Here is a 23200-nt window from a genome sequence, read left to right on the forward strand (position 1 = left end):
CTGAAGGTATTGAACAATGTTGATCAAGAAAACCCTGACCACCGTCGCCCTGCTCGCCTCCTTGCTGGGCGCCTCGGCAGCCTTTGCCCATGCCCACCTCAAGAGTTCGACACCGGCGGCTGACAGCTCCGTCGCCGCGCCCGCCGACCTGCGCCTGACCTTCACCGAAGGCGTTGAAGCGACGTTCACCAAAGTGTCCCTGAGCAAGGACGGCACCGAAGTCGCGATCAAAGGCCTGGAAACCCCGGACGCCGACAAGAAAGTCCTGGTGGTCACGCCGGCGGCACCGCTAGCGGCCGGCACCTACAAAGTGGAATGGCACGCCGTGTCCGTGGACACCCACAAGAGTGAAGGCAGTTACAGCTTCAAGGTCGGCCAATAACCCATGGCGACCCTGCTGGTGCTGTGCCGCTTCCTGCATTTCATCGTCGTGCTGTTGATGTTCGGGGCCTGTGTGTTCAGGCCCTGGCTAGTTGGCGCTGAACCGCAGCCGGCGCTGGACCGGCAACTGCTGCGCCTCACCCGCGCGCTGGCCTGGCTGGGGCTGGGCTCTGGCGTAGCCTGGCTGCTGCTGATCACCGCCAGCATGGCCGGCAGCTGGGACGCGGCCTTGCAACCGGCCACCGTGCAGTTGGTGCTGGGCAAGACCTTTTTCGGCCAGGTGTGGGTCTGGCATCTGCTGCTGAACCTGTTGCTGGTGATCGCGCTGATCAAACCCTGGCCCGCCCTGCGCCTGCCACTGACTGCGCTGCTGTTGGCAACGCTGGCACCTGTGGGCCATGGCGCCATGCTCAATGGCTTGAGCGGACAATTGCTGATCCTCAACCAGGTAGTGCACCTGGTGTGCGTCGGCGCGTGGCTCGGCGGGCTGCTCGTGCTGGTGCTGATCTTCAGGCAGCCGCAGGGCTACGCGCTGCAGCCGATCCTCAAGCGCTTCAGCGGCGTGGGTTATGGCCTGGTCGGCGGGTTGCTGGTGACGGGCTTGATCAACGTGCGCGTACTGACCGGGCAACTGTGGCCCACACCGCTGTTCAACGGGTTCGCACTGATTCTGTTGATCAAAGTGCTGCTGGTGCTGGGCATGCTGGCGTTGGCGTTGCTGAACCGGTTGCGTATTGAGCGCTGCGAAGAGCGCCGGGCCAGTTTGAAGGCCAGTGTGATGCTGGAGTGGGGATTGGGGGTGTGTGCAGTTGCCGCCGTTTCGGTCCTGGGCACCCTTCCGCCGATGGTCATGGCCAACTGAACATCTCTTTTGACATGCAATCGATGTGGGAGCGGGCTTGCCTGCGATGGCATCCACTCGGCGCACCTGATGCACCGAGGTTTCTACATCGCAGGCAAGCCAGCACCTACATTAACTGTGCCGGCTTTTGATCGGAACACCCGGCGTCATCGTACAACTTCCGCTTGACACCCCACGAAAACCCCGTAAATATCCCGGCCAATGTTGTACGACAACGTATAACAAATAATAAAAACAACAAAAGAAAAAGGGAGCTTCTCTGTGAATCAATTCGCCCGCAATTCCTCCTCGCGTATCGGCCTTATCGGTCTCGGCAGCCTGGCGTTCACCCTGCCCCTCAGCGCCCAGGCCGACGGTTTCCTTGAAGACGCCAAAGCCACGCTCAACCTGCGCAACGCCTACTTCAACCGTAACTTCACCAACCCGACCTACCCGCAGGCCAAGGCCGAGGAGTGGACGCAAAACTTCATCCTCGATGCCAAATCCGGCTTCACCCAGGGCACTGTGGGTTTTGGGATTGATGTGCTGGGCCTGTATTCGCAAAAGCTCGATGGCGGCAAAGGCACCGGCGGCACGCAGCTGCTGCCGATCCACAGCGACGGCCGGCCCGCCGACAATTTCGGCCGTCTGGGCGTGGCCCTGAAAACCAAACTGTCGAAGACCGAACTGAAAGTCGGCGAATGGATGCCGGTGCTGCCGATCCTGCGTTCGGACGACGGCCGCTCGCTGCCCCAGACCTTTCGCGGTGGTCAGGTCACGTCCAATGAAATTGCCGGCTTGACGCTCTACGGCGGACAGTTTCGCGGCAACAGCCCCCGTAATGACGCGAGCATGGAAGACATGTTCATGAACGGTAAAGCCGCGTTCACCTCCGACCGTTTCAACTTTGGCGGCGGCGAGTACAGCTTCAACGACAAGCGCACACAGGTCGGCGTCTGGTATGCCGAGCTGACGGATATCTACCAGCAGCAGTATTTCAACCTGACCCACAGTCAGCCGGTAGGCAACTGGACCCTGGGCGCCAACCTCGGTTATTTCAACGGCAAGGAAGACGGCAGCGCCCTGGCCGGAGACCTCGACAACAAGACCGTGTCCGCCCTGCTCTCGGCCCGCTACAACGGCAACACGTTTTATGTCGGCCTGCAAAAACTCACCGGTGACAGCCTGTGGATGCGGGTCAACGGCACCAGCGGCGGCACGCTCGCCAACGACAGTTACAACGCCAGCTACGATAACGCCAAGGAAAAATCCTGGCAGGTGCGCCATGACTTCAACTTTGTGGTGCTTGGTATTCCGGGGCTGACCATGATGAACCGCTATATCAGCGGCAGTAACGTGCACACCGGGGCGATCACCGACGGCAAGGAATGGGGACGCGAATCGGAACTGGCCTACACCGTGCAAAGCGGCCCGCTGAGGGACTTGAACGTGCGGTGGAGGAATTCGACTCTGCGTCGGGACTTCAGCAACAATGAATTTGATGAGAATCGGATTTTTATCAGCTATCCGATTTCGCTGCTGTAATGCGGTGAATGTGGCCTCTGGCTTGCCTGCGATAGCGGTGTTTAAGCAAAACGCCTATCCACTGACAGACGGCTATCGCAGGCAAGCCAGCTCCCACTTTTTTCAAACCTGTCGTCTGGCAGCGTTGACAACCTGGGGAATCCCTAACGATACTTCCGTCAAGTCATACGACAACCTACAACAACAACGGAACCCTCATGACCACCTCTACCATCACGCCTGTTCCATTCAACCGCCTGCTGCTCACCGGTGCCGCCGGCGGCCTGGGCAAAGTCTTGCGCGAACGCCTGCGCCCTTACGCCCAAGTCCTGCGCCTGTCGGACATCGCCAACATGGCGCCAGCGGCCGATGCATCCGAGGAAGTGCAACCTTGCGACCTGGCCGATAAACAAGCCGTGCACCACTTGGTGGAAGGCGTCGACGCCATCCTGCACTTCGGCGGCGTGTCAGTGGAGCGCTCGTTCGAAGAGGTCCTCGGCGCCAATATCAGCGGCGTGTTCCACATCTATGAAGCCGCTCGCCGCCACGGCGTGAAGCGTGTGATCTTCGCCAGCTCCAACCACGTGATCGGCTTCTACAAGCAAGGCGAAACCCTCGACGCCCGCTCGCCTCGCCGCCCGGACAGCTACTACGGTTTGTCCAAGTCCTATGGCGAAGACATGGCAAGTTTCTACTTCGACCGCTACGGCATCGAGACCGTGAGCATTCGCATTGGCTCCTCGTTCCCCGAACCGCAGAACCGCCGCATGATGCACACCTGGCTGAGCTTCGATGACCTCACTCAGTTGCTCGAGCGCGCGCTGTACACGCCGAACGTCGGTCACACGGTGGTCTACGGCATGTCGGACAACCTCGATACCTGGTGGGACAACCGCTACGCCGCGCACTTGGGTTTCACCCCCAAGGACAGCTCCGAAGTGTTCCGCGCCCAGGTCGAAACCCAGCCACCGGTCGCCGCCGATGACCCGGCCAAGGTCTATCAGGGCGGCGCCTTCTGCGCGGCGGGGCCGTTCGGTGACTGACTGCACACCCAAGGGAATGAGTTGCCATGACTGCTGAACTGATTGTTGACGCCCGCAATGCCGTGGGCGAATGCCCGGTGTGGGTGCCTGAGGAAAACGCGCTGTACTGGGTGGACATCCCCAACGGCGGCCTGCAGCGCTGGAGCGCTGCCAGCGGCCACAGTGCCGCCTGGAAAGCCCCGCAGATGCTCGCCTGCATTGCGCGCACCACGGCAGGCAACTGGGTCGCCGGGATGGAAACCGGGTTTTTCCAACTCACGCCACACGATGACGGCAGCCTGGACACCACCGCGCTGGCGAGCGTCGAGCACCCGCGCCCCGACATGCGCCTCAACGACGGCCGCTGTGACCGCCAGGGTCGCTTCTGGGCCGGCAGCATGGTGTTGAACATGGGCTTGAATGCGGCCCAGGGCACGCTCTACCGTTACGCCTGTGGTAGCGCGCCGCATGCCCAGCTGGACGGGTTTATCACCCTCAACGGCCTGGCATTCAGCCCGGACGGCCGCACGATGTATGCCTCGGACTCACACCCGCTGGTGCAGCAGATCTGGGCCTTCGATTACGACACCGAGACCGGCACGCCCTCCAATCGTCGCGTGTTTGTCGACATGCATCAGTTTCTCGGTCGCCCCGACGGCGCGGCCGTCGACGCCGACGGCTGCTACTGGATCTGCGCCAACGACGCGGGGCTGATTCATCGCTTTACCCCCGACGGTCGCCTGGACCGTTCCCTCGCCGTGCCGGTGAAAAAACCCACCATGTGCGCCTTTGGCGGCAGCCGCCTGGACACCTTGTTTGTCACCTCGATCCGTGATGACCACAGTGAACAGTCGCTGTCCGGCGGCGTCTTCGCCCTCAACCCTGGCGTACAAGGACTGCCCGAACCCCGCTTCACCCTCTAGCTGCATGGCTGTGCCTTGAATACAAAAATAACAACACAGGAGTGACATTCCATGGACTTCAAACGCACCTTGCTCGCCGCCACACTCGTTGCCCTCAGCAGCGCCGCCCACGCGCTGGAAATCAAGTTCGCCGACATCCATCCCGCCGGCTACCCCACCGTCGTCGCTGAACAGAACATGGGCAAAGCCCTGACCCAGCAAAGCAACGGCGAACTGACCTTCAAGTACTTCCCAGGCGGTGTCCTGGGCTCTGAAAAAGAAGTCGTCGAACAGGCACAGGTTGGCGCGATCCAGATGACCCGGGTCAGCCTCGGCATCGTCGGCCCGGTGGTGCCGGACGTGAACGTGTTCAACCTGCCGTTCGTGTTCCGCGACCAGGCGCACATGCGCAAGGTCATCGACGGCCCGATCGGCGACGAGATCCTCGCCAAGATCACCGACTCCGAATTCGGCCTGGTAGCCTTGGCCTGGATGGACGGCGGCACGCGCAATATCTACACCAAGAAACCGGTGCGTACGATCGAAGACCTCAAGGGCATGAAGATTCGCGTGCAAGGCAACCCGCTGTTTATCGACGCTTTCAATGAAATGGGCGCCAACGGCATTGCCATGGACACCGGCGAGATCTTCAGCGCATTGCAGACCGGCGTGATTGACGGCGCGGAAAACAACCCGCCGACCCTGCTGGAGCACAACCACTTCCAGAACGCCAAGTTCTACACCCTCACCGAACACCTGATCCTGCCCGAACCCATCGTGATGTCGAAAATCACCTGGAACAAACTCACCCCCGTACAACAGGACATGGTCAAAAACGCCGCCAAGGTTGCTCAGGCCGATGAGCGCGTGCTGTGGGACGCCAAGTCCGCCAGCAGCGAAACCAAGCTCAAGGCCGCCGGCGTCGAGTTCATCACTGTCGACAAAAAGCCCTTCTATGAGGCCACCGCGCCTGTTCGCGCGAAGTACGGCGCAGCTTACGCCGACATCATCGAGCGCATCGACGCCGTCGAGTAAGCCCCCTCCTCCTCTTAGTCAGGCCCGGCGCGGTCCGCTTTGACGTGCCCGGTTACGGTGAACGCCATGAAGAATCAACTGCTGCGCTTCAACGACCGCCTCTACATGACCTGCATCTGGGTCGCCGGCCTCTCGGTATTGGGCGTCGCGCTGATCATCCCCTGGGGCATTTTCGCCCGCTACATCCTCGGCACAGGCGCAAGCTGGCCAGAGCCCAGCGCCATCCTGCTGATGCTGGTGTTTACCTTTATCGGCGCCGCCGCCAGCTACCGCGCGGGGGCGCATATGTCGGTGGCGATGATCACCGACCGCCTGCCACCGCGCCAACGCCAACTCGTCGGCATCGTCTCGCAACTGTTGATGGCGACCATCTGCCTGTTCATGACGATTTGGGGCAGCAAGCTGTGCCTGTCTACCTGGAACCAGTTCATGAGCGCCATCCCCACCCTGCGCGTGGGCATCACCTATATGCCGATCCCGATCGGCGGCTTGCTGACCCTGGTGTTCGTGCTGGAAAAACTCCTGCTCGGCGACCAGAGCCACCGGCGCGTGGTGCGCTTTGACCTGGTTGAAGAAAGCGAAGGGGCTGCCTGACATGGACGCATTGATTCTGTTGGGCAGCTTTATCGCGTTGATCCTGATCGGCATGCCGGTCGCTTACGCCCTGGGGCTGTCGGCGCTGATCGGCGCGTGGTGGATCGACATTCCGTTCCAGGCCTTGATGATTCAGGTGGCAGGCGGGGTGAACAAGTTTTCGCTGATGGCGATCCCGTTCTTCGTGCTCGCCGGGGCGATCATGGCCGAAGGCGGCATGTCGCGCCGGCTGGTGGCGTTTGCCGGCGTGCTGGTGGGCTTTGTGCGCGGTGGCCTGTCGTTGGTCAACATCATGGCCTCGACGTTTTTCGGCGCTATTTCCGGCTCATCAGTGGCAGACACCGCCTCGGTCGGCTCGGTGCTGATTCCGGAAATGGAACGCCGCGGCTACCCCAGGGACTTCGCCACGGCGGTGACCATCAGCGGCTCGGTACAGGCGCTGCTGACCCCGCCCAGCCACAACTCGGTGCTCTATTCCCTGGCGGCTGGCGGCACGGTGTCGATCGCCTCGCTGTTCATGGCCGGCGTGGTCCCGGGCCTGCTGATGAGCGCGTGCCTGATGGTGCTGTGCCTGATCTTCGCGAAGAAACGCGACTACCCCAAAGGTGAAGTCATCCCGCTGAAGCAGGCGCTGAAAATCTGCGTCGACGCGCTGTGGGGCCTGATGGCGATGGTGATCATTCTTGGCGGCATCCTCTCGGGTATTTTCACCGCCACCGAGTCCGCCGCGATTGCCGTGCTGTGGGCGTTCTTCGTGACCATGTTCATTTACCGCGACTACAAATGGCGTGAGTTGCCCAAGCTGATGCACCGCACGGTGCGCACCATATCCATCGTGATGATCCTGATCGCCTTCGCCGCCAGCTTCGGCTACATCATGACCCTGATGCAGATCCCGGCGAAGATCACCACGATGTTCCTGACCCTGTCGGACAACCGCTACGTGATCCTGATGTGCATCAACATGATGCTGCTGTTGCTCGGCACCGTGATGGACATGGCGCCGCTGATCCTTATCCTCACGCCCATCCTGCTGCCGGTGATTCTCAGCATCGGCGTCGACCCCGTGCACTTCGGCATGATCATGCTGGTGAACCTGGGCATCGGCCTGATCACCCCGCCAGTGGGCGCAGTGCTGTTTGTCGGCGCGGCGGTGGGCAAGGTCAGTATCGAGAAAACCGTCAAAGCCCTGCTGCCGTTTTATGGCGTGCTGTTTCTGGTGCTGATGGCCGTCACCTACATCCCGGCGCTGTCGCTGTGGCTGCCGGGCCTGGTGCTGTAAGCCTTTCTCCGAGGCCCAGGTTCAACGGTGGACGCAGGCTTGCCAGCGTCCACAAATCACCCTGTGTTGGTTTATTCATGCGGCGGGACACCCATGCCTTCAGACTTGATCGAGCTCAGCGACCCACTCACCCACCTCACCCTGGCCCCGGCCCTGGGTGGCAGCATCGTCAATTGGACGGTACGCGCCACCGGGCAGCCGTTGTTGCGACACAGTGACGAGCACGCGGCAAATACCGGTTTACCGGGCAAGTTGGGGTGCTACCCGTTGGCGCCCTGGTCCAACCGGATCGCCCAAGGCGGTTTCGATAACCCCGACGGCTGGCTGGCGCTCACCGCCAACAGCCTGACCGATCCGTTGCCGATTCACGGTTCGGCCTGGCAACAGGCGTGGCACGTGGTCAGCCAGGCGGCGGATGAAGTGGTGCTGGGGCTGCGGAGCGACACGCCGTTCGCCTATCACGCCGAACAGCGCTTTGCCTTGCGCGACGGTGAGCTGAGCATCGCGTTGCGCGTGACGCATCTGGCCGAACAGGCGGCGTGGCATGGCTTGGGCTTGCACCCGTACTTGCCGCGTACGTCGGGCACGCGGTTGCAGGCCAAGGCTGGGCAGGTATGGATGAGCGATGCCTCAAAGCTGCCCACAGGATTGGCGCCAGTGCCGCAGGCTTGGGATTTCAGCACATTGAACGCCTTGCCCGAAGGCCTGGTGGACAATGGGTTCTGCCAGTGGGACGGGCATTGCCGGATCGAGCAGCCGCACTTGGGCTACACCCTGGAATGCCGGGCGACCGGGGCGGATTACTTCCTGCTGTATTGCCCGCCGGGGTTGGCATTCTTTTGCATCGAGCCGGTGAGCCATCCGGTGAATGCGCATCACCTGCCCGGCAGGCCGGGGCTGAGGTTATTGGAGCAAGGCCAGTCGACCCAACTCGATTTCACCCTCAAATACAGTGCCCATAGGGACGCGGGCTTGCCCGCGAAAGCGGTGGGTCGGTAACCACGCGCTTTGCGGCACTGCGCTTTTGCGAGCACGCCCGCGTCCACAGGGTGACCTGTGCTGAGTCAGGGCGGGGTGTCTTTCAGGCGCCCCGCCGTGTCGATACTCACCACCACCGATAACCCCGGCCGCAGGCGCTCGCTCTCGGCCTGATCCGGGTCAACGGTGATCCGCACCGGCACGCGCTGGGCGATCTTCACAAAGTTGCCGGTGGCGTTGTCCGCCTGCAACAGGCTGAATTCCGAACCGGTCGCCGGGGAAATGTGCTGCACCGTGCCGTGAAACTTGCGGTGGTTCAGCGCGTCCACCGTGAAGGTTACCGGCTGGCCCACCTGCACATTGTCCATTTGGGTTTCTTTCATGTTGGCGATCACCCACAGCTGGGGCGGCACCAATGCCATCAACTGCGCACCGGAGTTGACGAAGGCGCCCAGGCGCACGCCGATCTGCCCGAGCTGGCCGTCACGCGGCGCGAGGATGCGGGTGTTGGACAGGTCGATGCGCGCCAGCTCCACTGCCGCGTCGGCACTGGCCACGGCGGCCTCCAGTGAACCGCGGTTGACGATCACGGTTTGCAGGTCCTGCCGGGCGATTTCCAGGCTGGCCTGGGCCTGCGCCACGGCGGCGATGGTCTGCGCATTGGCGGCGCGCGTCACGTCCAGTTCACGCTTGGACACCGAGCCATCGCTGATCAGCTCTTCGTTACGGCGCAAGTCAGCGGTGCTTTTTCGCGCCTGGGCCTGGCTGTCGACCAGCGCGGCCTGGCGCAGCTTGATGGTGGCTTCGGCACTGTTGCGTTGCTGCACCACGTTGGCCAACGAGGCTTTCTGCACCGCCAGTTGCGCCAACGCCTGGTCGAGGCGCTGCTTGTAGATGCGATCATCCAGGCGCACCAGCAGGTCGCCGGCCTTGACGAACTGGAAGTCCTGCACCGGCACTTCATACACATAGCCGCTCAGTTGCGGGCCGATAATCGTCACCTGGCCGCGCACCAGTGCGTTTTCAGTGCTCTCCACGGCGCTGCTGAAGGGCGGCAATTGCCAGGCATAGAGCACGATCAGCACGCCGACGATGGCAATCGCGGCAAAGCCCAGCGATGAGATGACGCGCACCCGCAGTGAGCGTGGCTCAGTCGCGGTTGCTCCCGGTGGAGCGGTGCCTTCCGGGGTGGAGGCGATGGCGTTGGTGGTGGTCGTGGTTGTTTCGGTCATGAAGTAACGCCGCTGGGTTGAACGGGAGGGACTGCTGCTTTGGTGGTGCTCATCAGCCACAGACTGCGGATGAAGATCCAGAGCATGGTGAGGATCGCGATGATCGCAATCAACATGAACACATCGTTGTAGGCCATCACATTCGCCTCACGCGTGGCCGCCGTGGCCAGGCTGCGAATGCCCATCAGGTTGCGCAATTGCGGGTCGGCGATGATGCCGCCATACGCCGAACCGCCGCTTTGCACCCGCGCGGCCACACGCGGGTCCAGTAAGGTCAGGTGTTCGACGATCATGCTGGAGTGATACTTCTCGCGCACGATCTGGAAAGTGCCCAGCAACGCCGCGCCTATCAGGCCGCCAAGGTTCTGGCAGATGCCGAACATCACCGAAAAACTCACCAGGTTGCGCGGGTTGGTGAGCACGTTGCGCGTGCCCAGCACCATGGTCGGCCCCAGAAAAAAGGTGCCGCCAAAGCCTAGCAGGAACTGGCTGATATACAGGTTCTGTGGACGGGTCAGGTTGCTTGAGAAGCTGTCCATCACCGAGCCGGTGGCCATCAGCGCCAGGGAGATGATCAAGGGCATCAACAGGTGCGCCGGGTTGATCGTCAGCGCACTGACCACCAGCCCGGCAATCGCCCCGGCCAGCATCACCACGTAGAGGGTGTGCATCTGCTGGTAGCTCATGTTCAACATTTGCATGAAGCCCACGGCGCCAGTGGATTGCTCCGACAACACCATGCGAATCAACACCACCGCCAGGGCCAGGCGAATCATCACCCCACTGCCCAGCCAACGGGTCATCAGCAATGGGTTGGCGCGGTTATGCTCGATGGCCAGGCCGGCCATGATCAACACCAGGGAACAGGCCGACGCCACGCCGATCCACGGGGCTTCCAGCCACCAATCGATACGCCCCAGCGACAACACCGCGCAGAGCAGCGCCACGCCGGTGGCGAGGATGCCGAAGGTGAGGAAATCGAGTTTTTCAAAGGTCTTGAAGCGATCGCCGGGCGGCAGTTTGAGCAGGAAGACGCAACCCAGGCAGATCAGCGCCATGCCCAGTTCGAACAAGTACAGCCCGCGCCACTCGGCAATTTGCAGCAGGTCTTCAGAGAACAACCGCGCCAGCGGCAGTGCCAGCTGCGCCGTGCCCAGGCCGAGCACCAGGGCTTTCATGCGCCACTTGGCCGGGAACGCCTGGATCATGTAGTACAAACCCAGCGAACTCAGCGCCGCGCCCACCATACCGTGAGCCGCCCGCACCGCGATGGCGGAGCTGAGGTCGTTGACGAACAAGTGGCCGAAGGTGACCAGCGCATACAGCACCAGAAACACCTCGGTGAACGCGCGCAGGCCAAACTGCTGGCGAAACTTCACCAGCAGCAGGTTCATGCACACATTGGTCATCACATAGGCGGCGGGCAGCCAGGCCATTTCGGCGGTGGTCGCGCCCAAGGCGCCTTGCAAATATTGCAGGTTGGCGATCACCAGCGCGTTGCCCAGCCCACCAGTGATTGCCACCAGCACACCGACCATCGCAAACAACCAGCGCTTGTGCGTGGGGTGCAGCGGCGTCGACGGCGAGCCGGGCAGGCTCGGTCGCTCGTGGGGCTGCCAGGTGTGGGGGGTGTATTTGTCCATTCGATAGCCTTGATAAGCCGACGTGCAAGGTCGGTGAATCCATTACTCAGGGAGTAGTAAACCTGAGAGACGTTCATCTTGCCATGTCAGGGCAGCAATTGAACTCTTGAACGGGCACGTTCAAAACGGTGGGAGCGGGCTTGCTCGCGAAGACGGTGGGTCAGTCGACTCATTCGGTGTCTTGCACACCGCTTTCGCGAGCAAGCCCGCTCCCACCGTTGGAATGTATTTCAGGTCGGTCAGAGTGTGGCCTTGAGCACCATGCCAATAGCCACCACCACGCACAGGCTGGCAAAGCCGACTTGCAGGGTGCGCGCCTTGATCACCGAACACAGGCGCCGCCCAATCAGCATGCCGACGATGCTCGCGCCGATAAACACCCAGCCCACAGGCTCGATGCTCACCCCGGCATGAAACGCACCTGCGACGCCAATCAGCGAGATCAGGCTGATCACCATCAACGAGGTGGCGACGATGCCGCGCATCTGCACATCCGTCAGCTGCTTGAACGCCGGCACAATCAGAAAGCCGCCGCCCACGCCGAGCAAACCCGACACCGCACCGGTCACCGCGCCGAGGGCGGCCAGCGTGGCGCTGCACTTGGCCGTCCAGGCCAGGCGCCCGGTCTGCTGATCAAGCATGCAGTTCTTCTGGCCCCACGACGCGGCGCCATGATCGCTGGGCCCGGCCTCGACCTTTTCGCGCTGCAACATGCGCCAGGCCACCAGCACCATCAATGCGCTGAACAGCCCCATCAGCACGGGCTCCGGCAGTTGATGGGCGAAAAATACACCCAGGGGCGAAAACAGTGCGCCAAGCAAGGCGATCAATAAGGCCGCGCGGTAACGCACCAGACCATGGCGCAAGCCGTCGATTGCGCCGACCGCCGCCGCCGTGCCCACCGCGAGCAATGACACCGGCGCCGCCTGGGTCATCGTCAAGCCCAACCCCAGCACCAGCGCCGGCACCCCAAGGATGCCGCCGCCCGCGCCCGTGAGGCCCATGACCAGGCCCATCAACACGCCCAACACGCTTGCCAGCAGCATTTAATCCACCTTGCTCAGGCGGGTCAGCCACTCGCGGCCCTTGAGCATGCCGTTCCAGTAGAACCACGGCAGCAGCGTGGCCTTGAGAAACCACATCGAACGGCGCGCCCGGGTCGGGTCCAGTGGGAAGGTCGGCAGCAGTTTGCCGCCGTAGCCGAACTCGGCCAGTACCACCTTGCCCTTCTCCACCGTCAGTGGGCAGGAACCATAACCGTCGTACTTGAGCGGCAGCGGCACCTGTTGACGCAGGGCCAGCAGGTTTTCAGCGACCACCACGATCTGCTTGCGCACAGCGGCAGCGGTCTTGGCATTGGTGGTGCCGCACACATCGCCCAGGCCAAAGATGTGTGGGTAACGCAGGTGTTGCAGGCTGTGGGGGTTCACTTCACACCAGCCGGCGGCGTCGGCCAGCGGGCTTTGGCGGATAAAGTCCGGAGACACTTGCGGCGGGACCACGTGCAGCAGGTCGAAGGATTTCTCTTGAACCGTGACCGTGCCCGCAGCGTCTTTCACCTCGAACCAGGCCTTGCGCGCCGGGCCATCGACCTTGACCAGGTTGGAATTGAACGCCAGGCGTGCCTGGTATTTTTCGACGTACTTCATCAATGGCGGCACAAAGGTCGCGACGCCAAACAGCGCGGCGCCCGCGAGATCGAATTCGACGTCGATGTTTTTCAGGTGGCCTTGTTTGAGCCAGTGATCGCAGGACAGGTACATCGCCTTTTGCGGCGCCCCCGCGCATTTGATCGGCATGGCCGGCTGGGTAAAAATCGCCTTGCCGCCCTTGAGCTGCTGCACCAGTTGCCAGGTGTAGGCGGCATGCTCGTAGCTGTAATTGGAGGTCACGCCGTTTTGGCCCAAGGTGTCTTGCAGGCCTTCGACCTTTTCCCAGGCCAGGCGCAGGCCGGGGCACACGATCAGGTTGTTCCAGGTAACGCGCTGGCCGCTGTCGAGCACCAGGGTCTGCGCCTCGGGCAGCACTTCGGTGACGGCGGCCTGCACCCAGGTGACGCCATTGGGCAGCACATCGGCGAGTGGCCGCCGGGTCTTTTTGACGTCGTAGGCGCCGCCGCCGACCAGGGTCCAGGCCGGCTGGTAGCAGTGATAGTCGCTCGGTTCGATCAGGGTGATGTTCAGGTGCGGGTCACGTTTGAGCAGGCTGGCCAGCAGGCCGATGCCCGCCGAACCGCCGCCGATGACTACGATATCGCCACTGATGGTAGGGCCACAGTGTTGGTCATTCATGGTCAATCGCCTTTCTTTTACATGCACACAAGGGTCGCTGCCGGATGGCGTCACGCCCAGCTTTTCATGACCGCGCCGCAGTACAGCCCGGACAGGGTTTTCATCACTTGAATCACTTCATGGCTGGCCAGCCCGTAGAAAATGTATTTGCCTTCCCGACGGGTGGCGACCAACCCTTCGTCACGCAGGATGCCCAACTGTTGAGACAGCGTGGGCTGGCGCACGCCGGTCAGCGCTTCCAGCTCACCCACGTTGCGCTCGCCCTGGGTCAATTGGCACAGAATCAACAAACGGTCCTCGTTGGCCAACGCCTTGAGCAAGGAGCAGGCCTTGGACGCCGATGCGCGCAACTGGGCGACTTCGCCCTCACTCAGAGTAGATTCCATTTGCTTCGGGTCCTTTACGTCACTTAAGCTCAAAACATTATGTGTAAACGTAAACTGATTGTAACGACTTTTTTCTTCACCGTTTTTCTTCCTCAACAGGGACAGCCGCCATGCCAGCGTTAATTCACGCTTTTCTGGACGAGGCATCGTCGACCTTCACCTACGTCATCCATGAAACGGACGGCGGCCCATGTGCCATCGTCGACTCGGTGCTCAATTACGACCCGGCCTCCGGGCGCACCGACACGGCCCAGGCCGACAAAGTCATCGCGTTTGTGCGTGCGCACGGCCTGCAGGTGCAATGGCTGCTGGAAACCCATGCGCATGCCGATCACTTGTCTGCCGCGCCGTACCTGCGCCGTACGCTGGGCGGCAAGATCGCCATTGGTCAGTCGATCAGCAAGGTCCAGGACGTATTCAAGAACCTGTTCAACCTGGAGCCGGAATTTCGCGTCGATGGCTCGCAGTTCGACCATTTGTTTGCGCCGGATGAGGTCTTTCATATCGGCAACCTGAAAGCGCAGGCGCTGCATGTGCCCGGGCATACCCCGGCGGACATGGCCTACTTGATCGACGACCGCTTGATTCTGGTGGGTGACACACTGTTCATGCCGGACGTGGGCACCGCGCGCTGCGATTTCCCGGGTGGCGATGCGCGGCAGTTGTATGCGTCGATGCGTAAGTTGCTGGCCTTTCCTTTGGAAACCGAACTGTACGTGTGTCATGACTACCCGCCTGAAGGCCGCGAGGCCAAGTGCCTGACCACAGTCGCGGAACAGCGCGCGGGCAATATTCATGTGCATGACGGGGTGGATGAGGCGACGTTTGTTGCGATGCGCACGAAACGTGATGCCGGGCTGGGGATGCCAACGCTGTTGTTGCCGGCGATTCAGGTGAATGTGAGGGCGGGGCATATGCCGCCTGCTGAGGGGAATGGGGTGACTTACCTGAAGATTCCGCTTAACCAACTCTGAAAGAGGATCTAAACGTGGGAGCGGGCTTGCTCGCGAAAGCGGCGGGTCAGTCAACTCATCGTGTGCCTGGCACACCGCTTTCGCGAGCAAGCCCGCGCCCAATTTTTTACAGCGGCGCGGCTGAGGTCATGTGCCGAGGTTGATGCCATTGGCGGGTAAAGGCAGCGCCGTCTTGTAGCGCACTTGCTTGAGCGCAAAGCTGGAGCGGATATTCGCGACGCCGGGCACTTTGGTCAAAAAGTCCATCATGAAGCGCTCCAGCGACTGGATCGTCGGCACCAGCACGCGGATCAGGTAGTCCGGATCACCGGCCATCAGGTAACACTCCATCACTTCCGGGCGGTCCGAGATCGCACCTTCGAACTGCTGCAGCGCCAGCTCGTTCTGCTTTTCCAGGCTCACATGAATAAACACGTTGACGTGCAGCCCGAGCAAATCGGCATCGAGCAGCGTGACCTGATCGCGAATCAGGCCCAACTCTTCCATCGCCTTGACCCGGTTGAAACACGGTGTGGGTGACAGGTTGACCGAGCGGGCCAGGTCGGCGTTAGTGATGCGCGCGTTTTCCTGCAGGGCGTTGAGAATGCCGATATCGGTACGGTCCAGTTTGCGCATGAGACAAAATCACCTGTTTATTATGTTTATGCAGTTTTTTTATCCGCAAATGATCGCGAGCGCAACGAAACACAGATAAATATTCTTCTACGCCACGCCTATGATTGTTGTAGGACAAGATTTCTCCTACCCGGAGACGGACTGTCAGCTAGCGCGCCCACTACAAGAAATTCACAAGATAGAGCGTAGAAAGCCATGACCCAGCAGTACGAACCACTGCGCCTGCACGTTCCCGAACCCTCGGGCCGCCCAGGCTGCAAGACCGACTTTACCTACCTGCGTCTGACCGACGCCGGCCTGGTGCGCAAACCCGCCATTGACGTAGAACCCGCCGACACCGCTGACCTGGCCAAGGGCCTGATTCGCGTGCTCGACGACCGGGGCCAGGCCCTTGGCCCGTGGGCCGAAGGCGTTCCTGTCGAGATCCTGCGCAAAGGCATGCGCGCCATGCTCAAGACGCGGATCTTCGACAACCGCATGGTGGTCGCCCAGCGGCAGAAAAAAATGTCGTTCTACATGCAAAGCCTCGGCGAAGAGGCCATCGGCAGCGCCCAGGCCCTGGCCTTGAACATCGACGACATGTGCTTTCCCACCTATCGCCAGCAAAGCATCCTGATGGCGCGCGAAGTGCCGCTGGTGGACTTGATCTGCCAACTGCTGTCCAACGAGCGCGACCCGCTCAAGGGCCGCCAGTTGCCCATCATGTACTCGGTCAAGGACGCTGGCTTCTTCACTATTTCCGGCAACCTCGCCACCCAATTCGTACAAGGTGTGGGCTGGGGCATGGCCTCGGCGATCAAGGGTGACACCAAAATCGCTTCGGCCTGGATCGGCGACGGCGCCACCGCCGAATCCGACTTCCACACCGCCCTCACCTTCGCCCACGTCTACCGTGCGCCGGTGATTCTCAACGTGGTCAACAACCAGTGGGCCATTTCCACTTTCCAGGCCATTGCTGGCGGTGAAGCCACCACCTTCGCCGGACGCGGTGTGGGTTGCGGTATCGCCTCCCTGCGCGTGGACGGCAACGACTTTATCGCCGTGTACGCCGCCTCCGCCTGGGCGGCCGAGCGTGCACGCCGCAACCTCGGGCCAACGCTGATCGAATGGGTCACCTACCGCGCCGGTCCGCACTCAACCTCGGATGATCCGTCCAAATACCGCCCCGCCGATGACTGGAGCCACTTCCCGCTCGGCGACCCGATTACGCGCCTCAAGCAGCACTTGATCAAGATTGGCCAGTGGTCCGAAGAGGAACACGCGGCGGTCAGTGCCGAACTTGAGGCCGAGGTGGTCAAGGCGCAAAAAGAAGCCGAACAGTACGGCACCCTCGCCGGCGGCCAGATTCCAAGCGCCGCCACCATGTTCGAAGACGTTTATAAAGAGATGCCGGAGCACTTGAAGCGCCAGCGTCAAGAGTTGGGGATCTGACCATGAACGATCACAACAACCGTATCGAAGTGGAAACCGCCATGACCACCACCACCATGACCATGATCCAGGCCTTGCGCTCGGCCATGGATGTGATGCTTGAGCGTGACGATAACGTGGTGGTATTCGGCCAGGACGTCGGTTACTTCGGCGGTGTGTTCCGTTGCACCGAGGGCTTGCAGAACAAGTACGGCAGCTCGCGGGTATTCGACGCGCCGATCTCCGAAAGCGGCATTGTCGGTGTGGCTGTGGGCATGGGTGCCTACGGCCTGCGCCCGGTGGCAGAAATCCAGTTCGCCGACTACGTCTACCCCGCGACCGACCAGATCATCTCCGAAGCTGCGCGCCTGCGTTATCGCTCGGCCGGCCAGTTCACTGCGCCGCTGACCATGCGCATGCCCTGCGGCGGCGGCATCTATGGCGGCCAGACCCACAGCCAGAGTATCGAAGCGGTGTTCACCCAGGTCTGCGGCCTGCGCACGGTGATGCCGTCCAACCCGTATGACGCCAAAGGCCTGCTGATTGCCTCGATCGAAAACGACGACCCGGTGATCTTCCTCGAGCCCAAACGCCTGTACAACGGCCCGTTCGACGGCCACCATGACCGCCCGGTAACGCCGTGGTCGAAACACCCGCAAGCACAAGTGCCGGACGGTTACTACACCGTGCCGCTGGACGTGGCCGCCATCGTGCGTCCGGGCTCGGCCGTCACGGTGCTGACCTACGGCACCACCGTGTATGTGTCGCAAGTGGCCGCCGAAGAAACCGGCATCGACGCCGAGGTCATCGACCTGCGCAGCCTGTGGCCGCTGGACCTGGAAACCATCGTCAAGTCGGTGAAAAAAACCGGCCGTTGCGTGGTGGTGCACGAAGCCACGCGCACCTGCGGCTTTGGCGCCGAGTTGGTGGCGCTGGTGCAAGAGCATTGCTTCCACCACCTGGAAGCGCCGATCGAACGCGTCACCGGCTGGGACACCCCCTACCCGCACGCGCAAGAGTGGGCGTATTTCCCAGGGCCGTCCCGTGTGGGCGCGGCGTTGAAACGGGTCATGGAGGTCTGAATGGGCACGCACGTTATCAAGATGCCGGACATTGGCGAAGGCATCGCAGAAGTTGAACTGTCGGTATGGCACGTAAAGGTCGGCGACCTGGTGGTTGAAGACCAGGTGCTGGCGGATGTGATGACCGATAAGGCGATGGTGGACATTCCCTCGCCGGTGCACGGCAAAGTGATTTCCCTCGGCGGCGAGCCGGGTGAAGTCATGGCCGTGGGCAGTATTTTGATCAGCATTGAAGTGGAAGGCGCGGGTAACGCCAAGGATGTACCTGCGGTGGCTGCACCGGCAACCGCTGCACCTGCAGCTGTGCCAGCCGCGGTTGCTGAAGCCAAACCCGCGCCAGCGCCAAGCAAGCCTGCGCCCGCGCCTGTGGTTGCAGCTCAACCACACGTGGCCCGTGAAGCTGACGAACGCCCACTGGCCTCCCCTGCCGTGCGCAAACATGCCTTGGATGCTGGCATCCAGCTACGCCTGGTGCAGGGCTCTGGTCCGGCGGGCCGGATTTTGCACGAAGATCTGGAGGCTTTCTTGCTCCAGCGTCCGGCGCAAAATAAAACCGCTGCCAACCCCTATGCCGAACGCACCGACGAAGAACACATCCCGGTGATCGGCATGCGCCGCAAGATTGCCCAGCGCATGCAGGACGCCACCCGGCGCGCCGCGCATTTCAGCTACGTGGAAGAAATCGACGTCACCGCCCTCGACGAGTTGCGCGTGCACCTCAACGAGAAGCACGGTGCCACGCGCGGCAAGCTGACCCTGCTGCCGTTTATCGTGCGCGCCATGGTCGTGGCGTTGCGCGATTTTCCGCAGATCAACGCACGGTACGACGACGAAGCCCAAGTCATCACCCGCCTTGGTGCGGTGCATGTGGGCGTCGCCACCCAGAGCGACGTCGGCCTGATGGTGCCAGTGGTGCGTCACGCCGAAGCGCGCAGCCTGTGGGGCAATGCCGAGGAAATCGCGCGTTTGGCCACCGCCGCGCGCAATGGCAAGGCCAGTCGCGACGAGCTGTCGGGTTCGACCATTACCCTGACCAGCCTCGGCGCCTTGGGCGGCATCGTCAGCACGCCGGTGCTGAACCTGCCGGAGGTGGCCATCGTCGGCGTCAACCGCATCGTTGAGCGGCCGATGGTGATCAAGGGCCAGATCGTGATCCGCAAGATGATGAACCTCTCCAGCTCCTTTGATCACCGCGTGGTCGACGGCATGGACGCGGCGCAATTCATCCAGGCCGTTCGCGGCCTGCTCGAACAACCCGCCAGCCTGTTTTTGGAGTAAGGCATGTCCCAGACATTACACACCACGCTACTGATCATCGGTGGCGGCCCTGGCGGTTACGTCGCGGCGATTCGCGCTGGCCAGTTGGGTATCCCGACCATTCTGGTCGAAGGCCAGGCGCTGGGCGGCACTTGCCTGAACATCGGCTGCATTCCGTCCAAAGCCTTGATTCACGTGGCTGAGCAATTTCAGCAAACCGTGCATCACAGCCAGGGTTCGCAGTTGGGCATCGAAGTCGACGTGCCGACGCTGGATATCCGCAAGAGCGTGGAATGGAAAGACGGCATTGTCGATCGCCTGACCACAGGCGTCGCCGCCCTGCTGAAAAAACACAAAGTGCAAGTGATCCACGGTTGGGCCAAGGTGGTCGATGGCAAGACGGTCGACGTCGGCGACCAGCGTATCCAATGCGAACACCTGCTGCTGGCCACCGGATCGAAGAGCGTCAACCTGCCGATGCTGCCGATTGGCGGGCCGATCATTTCCTCCACCGAAGCCCTGGCGCCTACGCATGTGCCCAAGCGTCTGATTGTGGTGGGCGGCGGCTATATCGGGCTGGAGCTGGGCATTGCCTACCGCAAGCTTGGCGCTGAGGTCAGTGTGGTCGAGGCGCAGGAACATATCCTGCCCGCCTATGACGCCGAGCTGACATTGCCGGTGGCAGAATCCCTCAAGCAACTGGGCGTGAAGCTGTACCTGAAACACAGCGTCACCGGTTTTGAGAACCAGTGCCTGCAAGTGCGCGATCCCAATGGCGACACCTTGTCGCTGGAGACCGATCAGGTGCTGGTGGCTGTGGGTCGCACACCCAATACCCAGGGCTGGAACCTGGAAGCGCTGAACCTGGACATGAACGGTTCGGCGATCAGGATCGACAGCCGTTGCCAGACCAGCATGCGCAACGTGTGGGCGATCGGCGACCTGAGCGGCGAGCCGATGCTGGCCCACCGCGCCATGGGTCAGGGCGAGATGGTGGCCGAACTGATCAGCGGTAAATCCCGCGAATTCAACCCGGCGGCGATCCCGGCGGTGTGCTTTACCGATCCGGAACTGGTGGTGGTTGGCAAGACCCCGGACGAAGCCAAGGCCGCGGGCATGGACTGCATCGTGTCGAGCTTCCCGTTTGCGGCCAATGGCCGCGCCATGACCCTGGAATCCAAAACCGGCTTTGTGCGCGTGGTTGCGCGGCGTGACAACCACCTGATTGTCGGCTGGCAGGCTGTAGGCGTGGGTGTCTCCGAGCTGTCCACCGCCTTCGGCTTGAGCCTGGAAATGGGCGCGCGTCTGGAAGATGTGGCCGGCACCATCCACGCCCACCCGACGCTCGGCGAAGCTGTACAAGAAGCGGCCCTAAGAGCCTTGGGCCACGCGCTGCACCTGTAAATCCGCGGTGAGGCTATCGCGGGCAAGCCCGGCTCCCACAGGGGAGAGCATTCCAAATGTGGGAGCTGGCTTGCCTGCGATAACGGCGGATCAGCCAACACACATGCTGAACGGCCCACCCACCTGCTCCCACACCGGCCAATAATGCAGTATTGTTGCGCCCATCCAGAAAAAACCGACACGCCTGCCTTCGACCAGGCGGTTGACCAGAGATAGAGGGTGTCATGGGTAACGAAAGCATCAATTGGGACAAGCTGGGTTTTGACTACATCAAGACCGACAAGCGGTTTCTCCAGGTCTGGAAAAACGGCGAATGGCAAGAAGGCACCCTGACCGACGACAACGTGCTGCACATCAGCGAGGGCTCCACGGCCCTGCATTATGGCCAGCAATGCTTTGAAGGCCTCAAGGCCTATCGTTGCAAGGACGGTTCGATCAACCTGTTCCGCCCTGACCAGAACGCCGCGCGCATGCAGCGCAGCTGTGCACGCCTGCTGATGCCGCACGTGTCGACCGACGACTTCATCCAAGCGTGCAAGCAAGTGGTCAAGGCCAACGAGCGGTTCATCCCGCCGTACGGCAGCGGCGGCGCGCTGTACCTGCGCCCGTTCGTGATCGGCACCGGTGACAACATCGGCGTGCGTACCGCGCCGGAGTTCATCTTCTCGGTCTTCGCCATCCCGGTCGGCGCCTATTTCAAAGGCGGCCTGGTGCCGCACAACTTCCAGATCTCCACTTTCGACCGCGCCGCGCCACAAGGCACCGGCGCCGCCAAAGTGGGTGGCAACTACGCTGCCAGCCTGATGCCGGGTGCCGAAGCGAAAAAATCCGGTTTCGCCGATGCGATCTACCTGGACCCGATGACCCATTCGAAGATCGAAGAAGTCGGCTCGGCCAACTTCTTCGGGATCACCCACGACAACCAGTTCATCACGCCGAAGTCACCTTCGGTGCTGCCGGGCATCACCCGCCTGTCGCTGATCGAGCTGGCCCAGTCGCGCCTGGGCCTGAAAGTGGTCGAGGGCGAAGTGTTCATCGACAAACTGGATCAGTTCAAGGAAGCCGGTGCCTGCGGCACAGCCGCCGTGATCTCGCCGATCGGCGGCATCCAGTACAACGGCAAGCTGCACGTGTTCCACAGCGAGACCGAAGTCGGCCCGATCACCCAGCAGCTCTACAAAGAGCTGACTGGCGTGCAAACCGGCGACGTCGAAGCGCCAGAAGGCTGGATCGTCAAGGTCTAAGCCCAAAAGCCAGCCCCACACAACCCATGTGGGAGCTGGCTTGCCCGCGATAGCGGTCTATCAGTGACTGAACACGTTAACTGATAGACCGCCATCGCGGGCAAGCCCACTCGCACATTTGCGCGACGGTGTGTTCAGGTCTGCGGCGGGATATTCACGGCTATTTTCTTGCCCATGCTGATCCTCGGCTCCACCCCATACCCCAGCGCCTCATAAAACCCCACCACCGCATCATTGCCGCCCGTAATCTGCAAATTGATCTTCATGCACCCCAGTGCAGTCAACGCCTGTTCGGCATACCGCACCAACGAAGCCCCCAGGCCCTGCCGGCGATAATCGCTGTGCACCGCCACCGAATACAGCCAACCACGATGCCCGTCGTAGCCGGCGAGAATGCTGCCGATCACAGCCTTTTTATCCATGGCCACAAAAAACAACCCATCGTTGACCGCCAGCTTCTTATCAATCGCCAACGTCGGCAGGTTGTGCGCGGTGTCGTACCCAAACGCCTCCTGCCACAAAGCCACCACTTGTGCACGGTGCTGACGGTCGCGATACGGCCCGATGGGGTGACGGGACAACAACGCCTTCTCCATCACCAGCGTGCGCTCGTTACCGTGGTAGACATCGCGCACCGTGTGGAAACCCATCTTGGTGTAGAACGGCTCGGCGGTCAGCGAAGACGGCACGCTCAAGACCGTCACCCCGGCGTCTCGCGCACGCAGTTCGATCTCAATCATCAACAACCGGCCAATGCCCTGCCCCTGCAACGCCGGGTTGACGAATACCGAGCGCACCACATTGGCATCCAGCGCCGCAGTGGCGACGATCACCTGACCCTGCACCGCCACCAGCACAACCCGACGCTGGAGCAAGGCCAGCACGGCGTCAGGCGTAAAATTGCTCGCCACGCGAGCGATCACATCCGCCGGGTAATCCCGCGCATTGCTGCTGTGTAAGGCCGCCAGGATGACCTGGCTGATCCCCTCGGCATCGGTGGTTTGGGCAAGACGAACAGCGGTAGACATGCATTCTCCTTCCTGGCTCGGGTGTCACGACCGCCACCATACTAATGTGGGAGCTGGCTTGCCTGCGATAGCGGT

At 61.8% G+C, this 23200-nt stretch carries 22 protein-coding genes; 15 read left to right on the top strand and 7 right to left on the bottom strand.

Translation table 11 applies throughout. The annotated features are described in order from the left end of the window. The first annotated feature begins 16 nt into the window (after positions 1 to 16). From copC to AACW30_RS05830, 9 genes are all read left to right on the top strand, one after another. Positions 17 to 382: a copper homeostasis periplasmic binding protein CopC gene (gene copC, locus AACW30_RS05790; protein WP_106578862.1), complete on the top strand. Its 366-nt coding sequence runs from the start codon at positions 17 to 19 to the stop codon at positions 380 to 382. Positions 383 to 385: 3 nt separating this feature from the next. Then, on the top strand, positions 386 to 1243 hold the full coding sequence (copD, locus tag AACW30_RS05795) for a copper homeostasis membrane protein CopD (protein WP_200624448.1): 858 nt from the start codon (positions 386 to 388) through the stop codon (positions 1241 to 1243). Positions 1244 to 1504: 261 nt separating this feature from the next. Continuing rightward, entirely contained in the window at positions 1505 to 2767 is a 1263-nt protein-coding gene (locus AACW30_RS05800; protein WP_200624449.1) for an OprD family porin, read from the top strand. A gap of 197 nt (positions 2768 to 2964) precedes the next feature. Next, positions 2965 to 3789, top strand: coding sequence for an NAD-dependent epimerase/dehydratase family protein (locus tag AACW30_RS05805; RefSeq protein ID WP_106578865.1), 825 nt, complete (start codon positions 2965 to 2967; stop codon positions 3787 to 3789). A gap of 26 nt (positions 3790 to 3815) precedes the next feature. After that, positions 3816 to 4691 carry an SMP-30/gluconolactonase/LRE family protein gene (locus tag AACW30_RS05810; protein ID WP_200624450.1) on the top strand — a complete coding sequence of 292 codons (876 nt, stop codon included), beginning with the start codon at positions 3816 to 3818 and terminating at the stop codon, positions 4689 to 4691. Between the two features lie 51 nt (positions 4692 to 4742). After that, positions 4743 to 5705: a TRAP transporter substrate-binding protein gene (locus AACW30_RS05815; protein ID WP_119735696.1), complete on the top strand. Its 963-nt coding sequence runs from the start codon at positions 4743 to 4745 to the stop codon at positions 5703 to 5705. Between the two features lie 66 nt (positions 5706 to 5771). Further along, positions 5772 to 6299 carry a TRAP transporter small permease gene (locus AACW30_RS05820; protein ID WP_106578868.1) on the top strand — a complete coding sequence of 176 codons (528 nt, stop codon included), beginning with the start codon at positions 5772 to 5774 and terminating at the stop codon, positions 6297 to 6299. A 1-nt stretch (position 6300) separates the two neighbouring features. Next, positions 6301 to 7581 carry a TRAP transporter large permease gene (locus AACW30_RS05825; protein ID WP_200624451.1) on the top strand — a complete coding sequence of 427 codons (1281 nt, stop codon included), beginning with the start codon at positions 6301 to 6303 and terminating at the stop codon, positions 7579 to 7581. 93 nt (positions 7582 to 7674) lie between these two features. After that, on the top strand, positions 7675 to 8580 hold the full coding sequence (locus AACW30_RS05830; protein WP_200624452.1) for an aldose 1-epimerase: 906 nt from the start codon (positions 7675 to 7677) through the stop codon (positions 8578 to 8580). Positions 8581 to 8645: 65 nt separating this feature from the next. Here AACW30_RS05830 and AACW30_RS05835 read toward each other — a convergent pair whose 3' ends face one another. The 5 genes from AACW30_RS05835 to AACW30_RS05855 form a co-directional block, all read right to left on the bottom strand. Continuing rightward, entirely contained in the window at positions 8646 to 9791 is a 1146-nt protein-coding gene (locus tag AACW30_RS05835) for an HlyD family secretion protein (protein WP_119735698.1), read from the bottom strand. Next, complete coding sequence (locus AACW30_RS05840) at positions 9788 to 11434, bottom strand: MFS transporter (RefSeq protein ID WP_200624453.1); 1647 nt, start codon at positions 11432 to 11434, stop codon at positions 9788 to 9790. The genes AACW30_RS05835 and AACW30_RS05840 overlap by 4 nt, the downstream gene beginning before the upstream one ends. 239 nt (positions 11435 to 11673) lie before the next feature. Further along, positions 11674 to 12480, bottom strand: coding sequence for a sulfite exporter TauE/SafE family protein (locus tag AACW30_RS05845; protein ID WP_179677112.1), 807 nt, complete (start codon positions 12478 to 12480; stop codon positions 11674 to 11676). After that, a complete protein-coding gene (locus AACW30_RS05850) occupies positions 12481 to 13725 on the bottom strand; it encodes an NAD(P)/FAD-dependent oxidoreductase (protein ID WP_200624454.1) in 1245 nt (414 codons plus the stop codon). A gap of 50 nt (positions 13726 to 13775) precedes the next feature. Next, positions 13776 to 14111 carry an ArsR/SmtB family transcription factor gene (locus tag AACW30_RS05855; RefSeq protein ID WP_016974127.1) on the bottom strand — a complete coding sequence of 112 codons (336 nt, stop codon included), beginning with the start codon at positions 14109 to 14111 and terminating at the stop codon, positions 13776 to 13778. A gap of 110 nt (positions 14112 to 14221) precedes the next feature. Between AACW30_RS05855 and AACW30_RS05860 the strand changes: the two genes are divergently transcribed. Next, the gene (locus tag AACW30_RS05860) at positions 14222 to 15085 is read left to right on the top strand and encodes an MBL fold metallo-hydrolase (RefSeq protein ID WP_200624455.1); all 864 of its coding nucleotides are present in this window, start codon (positions 14222 to 14224) and stop codon (positions 15083 to 15085) included. 126 nt (positions 15086 to 15211) lie between these two features. Here the strand turns inward: AACW30_RS05860 and bkdR are convergent, their stop codons facing one another. Beyond that, on the bottom strand, positions 15212 to 15700 hold the full coding sequence (gene bkdR / locus AACW30_RS05865; protein ID WP_078743488.1) for a Bkd operon transcriptional regulator BkdR: 489 nt from the start codon (positions 15698 to 15700) through the stop codon (positions 15212 to 15214). Between the two features lie 195 nt (positions 15701 to 15895). Between bkdR and AACW30_RS05870 the strand changes: the two genes are divergently transcribed. From AACW30_RS05870 to AACW30_RS05890, 5 genes are all read left to right on the top strand, one after another. Beyond that, the gene (locus tag AACW30_RS05870; RefSeq protein ID WP_200624456.1) at positions 15896 to 17131 is read left to right on the top strand and encodes a 3-methyl-2-oxobutanoate dehydrogenase (2-methylpropanoyl-transferring) subunit alpha; all 1236 of its coding nucleotides are present in this window, start codon (positions 15896 to 15898) and stop codon (positions 17129 to 17131) included. 2 nt (positions 17132 to 17133) lie between these two features. Continuing rightward, a complete protein-coding gene (locus AACW30_RS05875) occupies positions 17134 to 18192 on the top strand; it encodes an alpha-ketoacid dehydrogenase subunit beta (protein ID WP_169367151.1) in 1059 nt (352 codons plus the stop codon). Next, entirely contained in the window at positions 18193 to 19470 is a 1278-nt protein-coding gene (locus AACW30_RS05880) for a dihydrolipoamide acetyltransferase family protein (protein ID WP_200624457.1), read from the top strand. Positions 19471 to 19473: 3 nt separating this feature from the next. Continuing rightward, positions 19474 to 20853, top strand: coding sequence for a dihydrolipoyl dehydrogenase (gene lpdA / locus AACW30_RS05885; RefSeq protein ID WP_200624458.1), 1380 nt, complete (start codon positions 19474 to 19476; stop codon positions 20851 to 20853). A 224-nt stretch (positions 20854 to 21077) separates the two neighbouring features. After that, the gene (locus AACW30_RS05890; RefSeq protein ID WP_124417951.1) at positions 21078 to 22097 is read left to right on the top strand and encodes a branched-chain amino acid aminotransferase; all 1020 of its coding nucleotides are present in this window, start codon (positions 21078 to 21080) and stop codon (positions 22095 to 22097) included. Between the two features lie 134 nt (positions 22098 to 22231). Here AACW30_RS05890 and AACW30_RS05895 read toward each other — a convergent pair whose 3' ends face one another. Beyond that, the gene (locus tag AACW30_RS05895) at positions 22232 to 23125 is read right to left on the bottom strand and encodes a GNAT family acetyltransferase (RefSeq protein WP_200624459.1); all 894 of its coding nucleotides are present in this window, start codon (positions 23123 to 23125) and stop codon (positions 22232 to 22234) included. Positions 23126 to 23200: the final 75 nt, after the last annotated feature.

The organism is Pseudomonas sp. MF6747 (assembly GCF_963890955.1).
Taxonomy (GTDB): Bacteria; Pseudomonadota; Gammaproteobacteria; order Pseudomonadales; family Pseudomonadaceae; genus Aquipseudomonas.

Excerpts from the sequence above, each read along its gene's own strand:
- AACW30_RS05845 (WP_179677112.1), bottom strand. The coding sequence starts at position 12,480 with ATGCTGCTGGCAAGCGTGTTGGGCGTGTTGATGGGCCTGGTCATGGGC.
- copC (WP_106578862.1), top strand. The coding sequence starts at position 17 with ATGTTGATCAAGAAAACCCTGACCACCGTCGCCCTGCTCGCCTCCTTG.
- AACW30_RS05810 (WP_200624450.1), top strand. The coding sequence starts at position 3,816 with ATGACTGCTGAACTGATTGTTGACGCCCGCAATGCCGTGGGCGAATGC.
- AACW30_RS05815 (WP_119735696.1), top strand. The coding sequence starts at position 4,743 with ATGGACTTCAAACGCACCTTGCTCGCCGCCACACTCGTTGCCCTCAGC.
- AACW30_RS05895 (WP_200624459.1), bottom strand. The coding sequence starts at position 23,125 with ATGTCTACCGCTGTTCGTCTTGCCCAAACCACCGATGCCGAGGGGATC.
- AACW30_RS05825 (WP_200624451.1), top strand. The coding sequence starts at position 6,301 with ATGGACGCATTGATTCTGTTGGGCAGCTTTATCGCGTTGATCCTGATC.
- AACW30_RS05880 (WP_200624457.1), top strand. The coding sequence starts at position 18,193 with ATGGGCACGCACGTTATCAAGATGCCGGACATTGGCGAAGGCATCGCA.
- AACW30_RS05870 (WP_200624456.1), top strand. The coding sequence starts at position 15,896 with ATGACCCAGCAGTACGAACCACTGCGCCTGCACGTTCCCGAACCCTCG.
- lpdA (WP_200624458.1), top strand. The coding sequence starts at position 19,474 with ATGTCCCAGACATTACACACCACGCTACTGATCATCGGTGGCGGCCCT.
- AACW30_RS05875 (WP_169367151.1), top strand. The coding sequence starts at position 17,134 with ATGAACGATCACAACAACCGTATCGAAGTGGAAACCGCCATGACCACC.
- AACW30_RS05855 (WP_016974127.1), bottom strand. The coding sequence starts at position 14,111 with ATGGAATCTACTCTGAGTGAGGGCGAAGTCGCCCAGTTGCGCGCATCG.
- AACW30_RS05820 (WP_106578868.1), top strand. The coding sequence starts at position 5,772 with ATGAAGAATCAACTGCTGCGCTTCAACGACCGCCTCTACATGACCTGC.
- AACW30_RS05835 (WP_119735698.1), bottom strand. The coding sequence starts at position 9,791 with ATGACCGAAACAACCACGACCACCACCAACGCCATCGCCTCCACCCCG.
- AACW30_RS05890 (WP_124417951.1), top strand. The coding sequence starts at position 21,078 with ATGGGTAACGAAAGCATCAATTGGGACAAGCTGGGTTTTGACTACATC.
- AACW30_RS05830 (WP_200624452.1), top strand. The coding sequence starts at position 7,675 with ATGCCTTCAGACTTGATCGAGCTCAGCGACCCACTCACCCACCTCACC.
- AACW30_RS05840 (WP_200624453.1), bottom strand. The coding sequence starts at position 11,434 with ATGGACAAATACACCCCCCACACCTGGCAGCCCCACGAGCGACCGAGC.
- bkdR (WP_078743488.1), bottom strand. The coding sequence starts at position 15,700 with ATGCGCAAACTGGACCGTACCGATATCGGCATTCTCAACGCCCTGCAG.
- copD (WP_200624448.1), top strand. The coding sequence starts at position 386 with ATGGCGACCCTGCTGGTGCTGTGCCGCTTCCTGCATTTCATCGTCGTG.
- AACW30_RS05860 (WP_200624455.1), top strand. The coding sequence starts at position 14,222 with ATGCCAGCGTTAATTCACGCTTTTCTGGACGAGGCATCGTCGACCTTC.
- AACW30_RS05805 (WP_106578865.1), top strand. The coding sequence starts at position 2,965 with ATGACCACCTCTACCATCACGCCTGTTCCATTCAACCGCCTGCTGCTC.
- AACW30_RS05850 (WP_200624454.1), bottom strand. The coding sequence starts at position 13,725 with ATGAATGACCAACACTGTGGCCCTACCATCAGTGGCGATATCGTAGTC.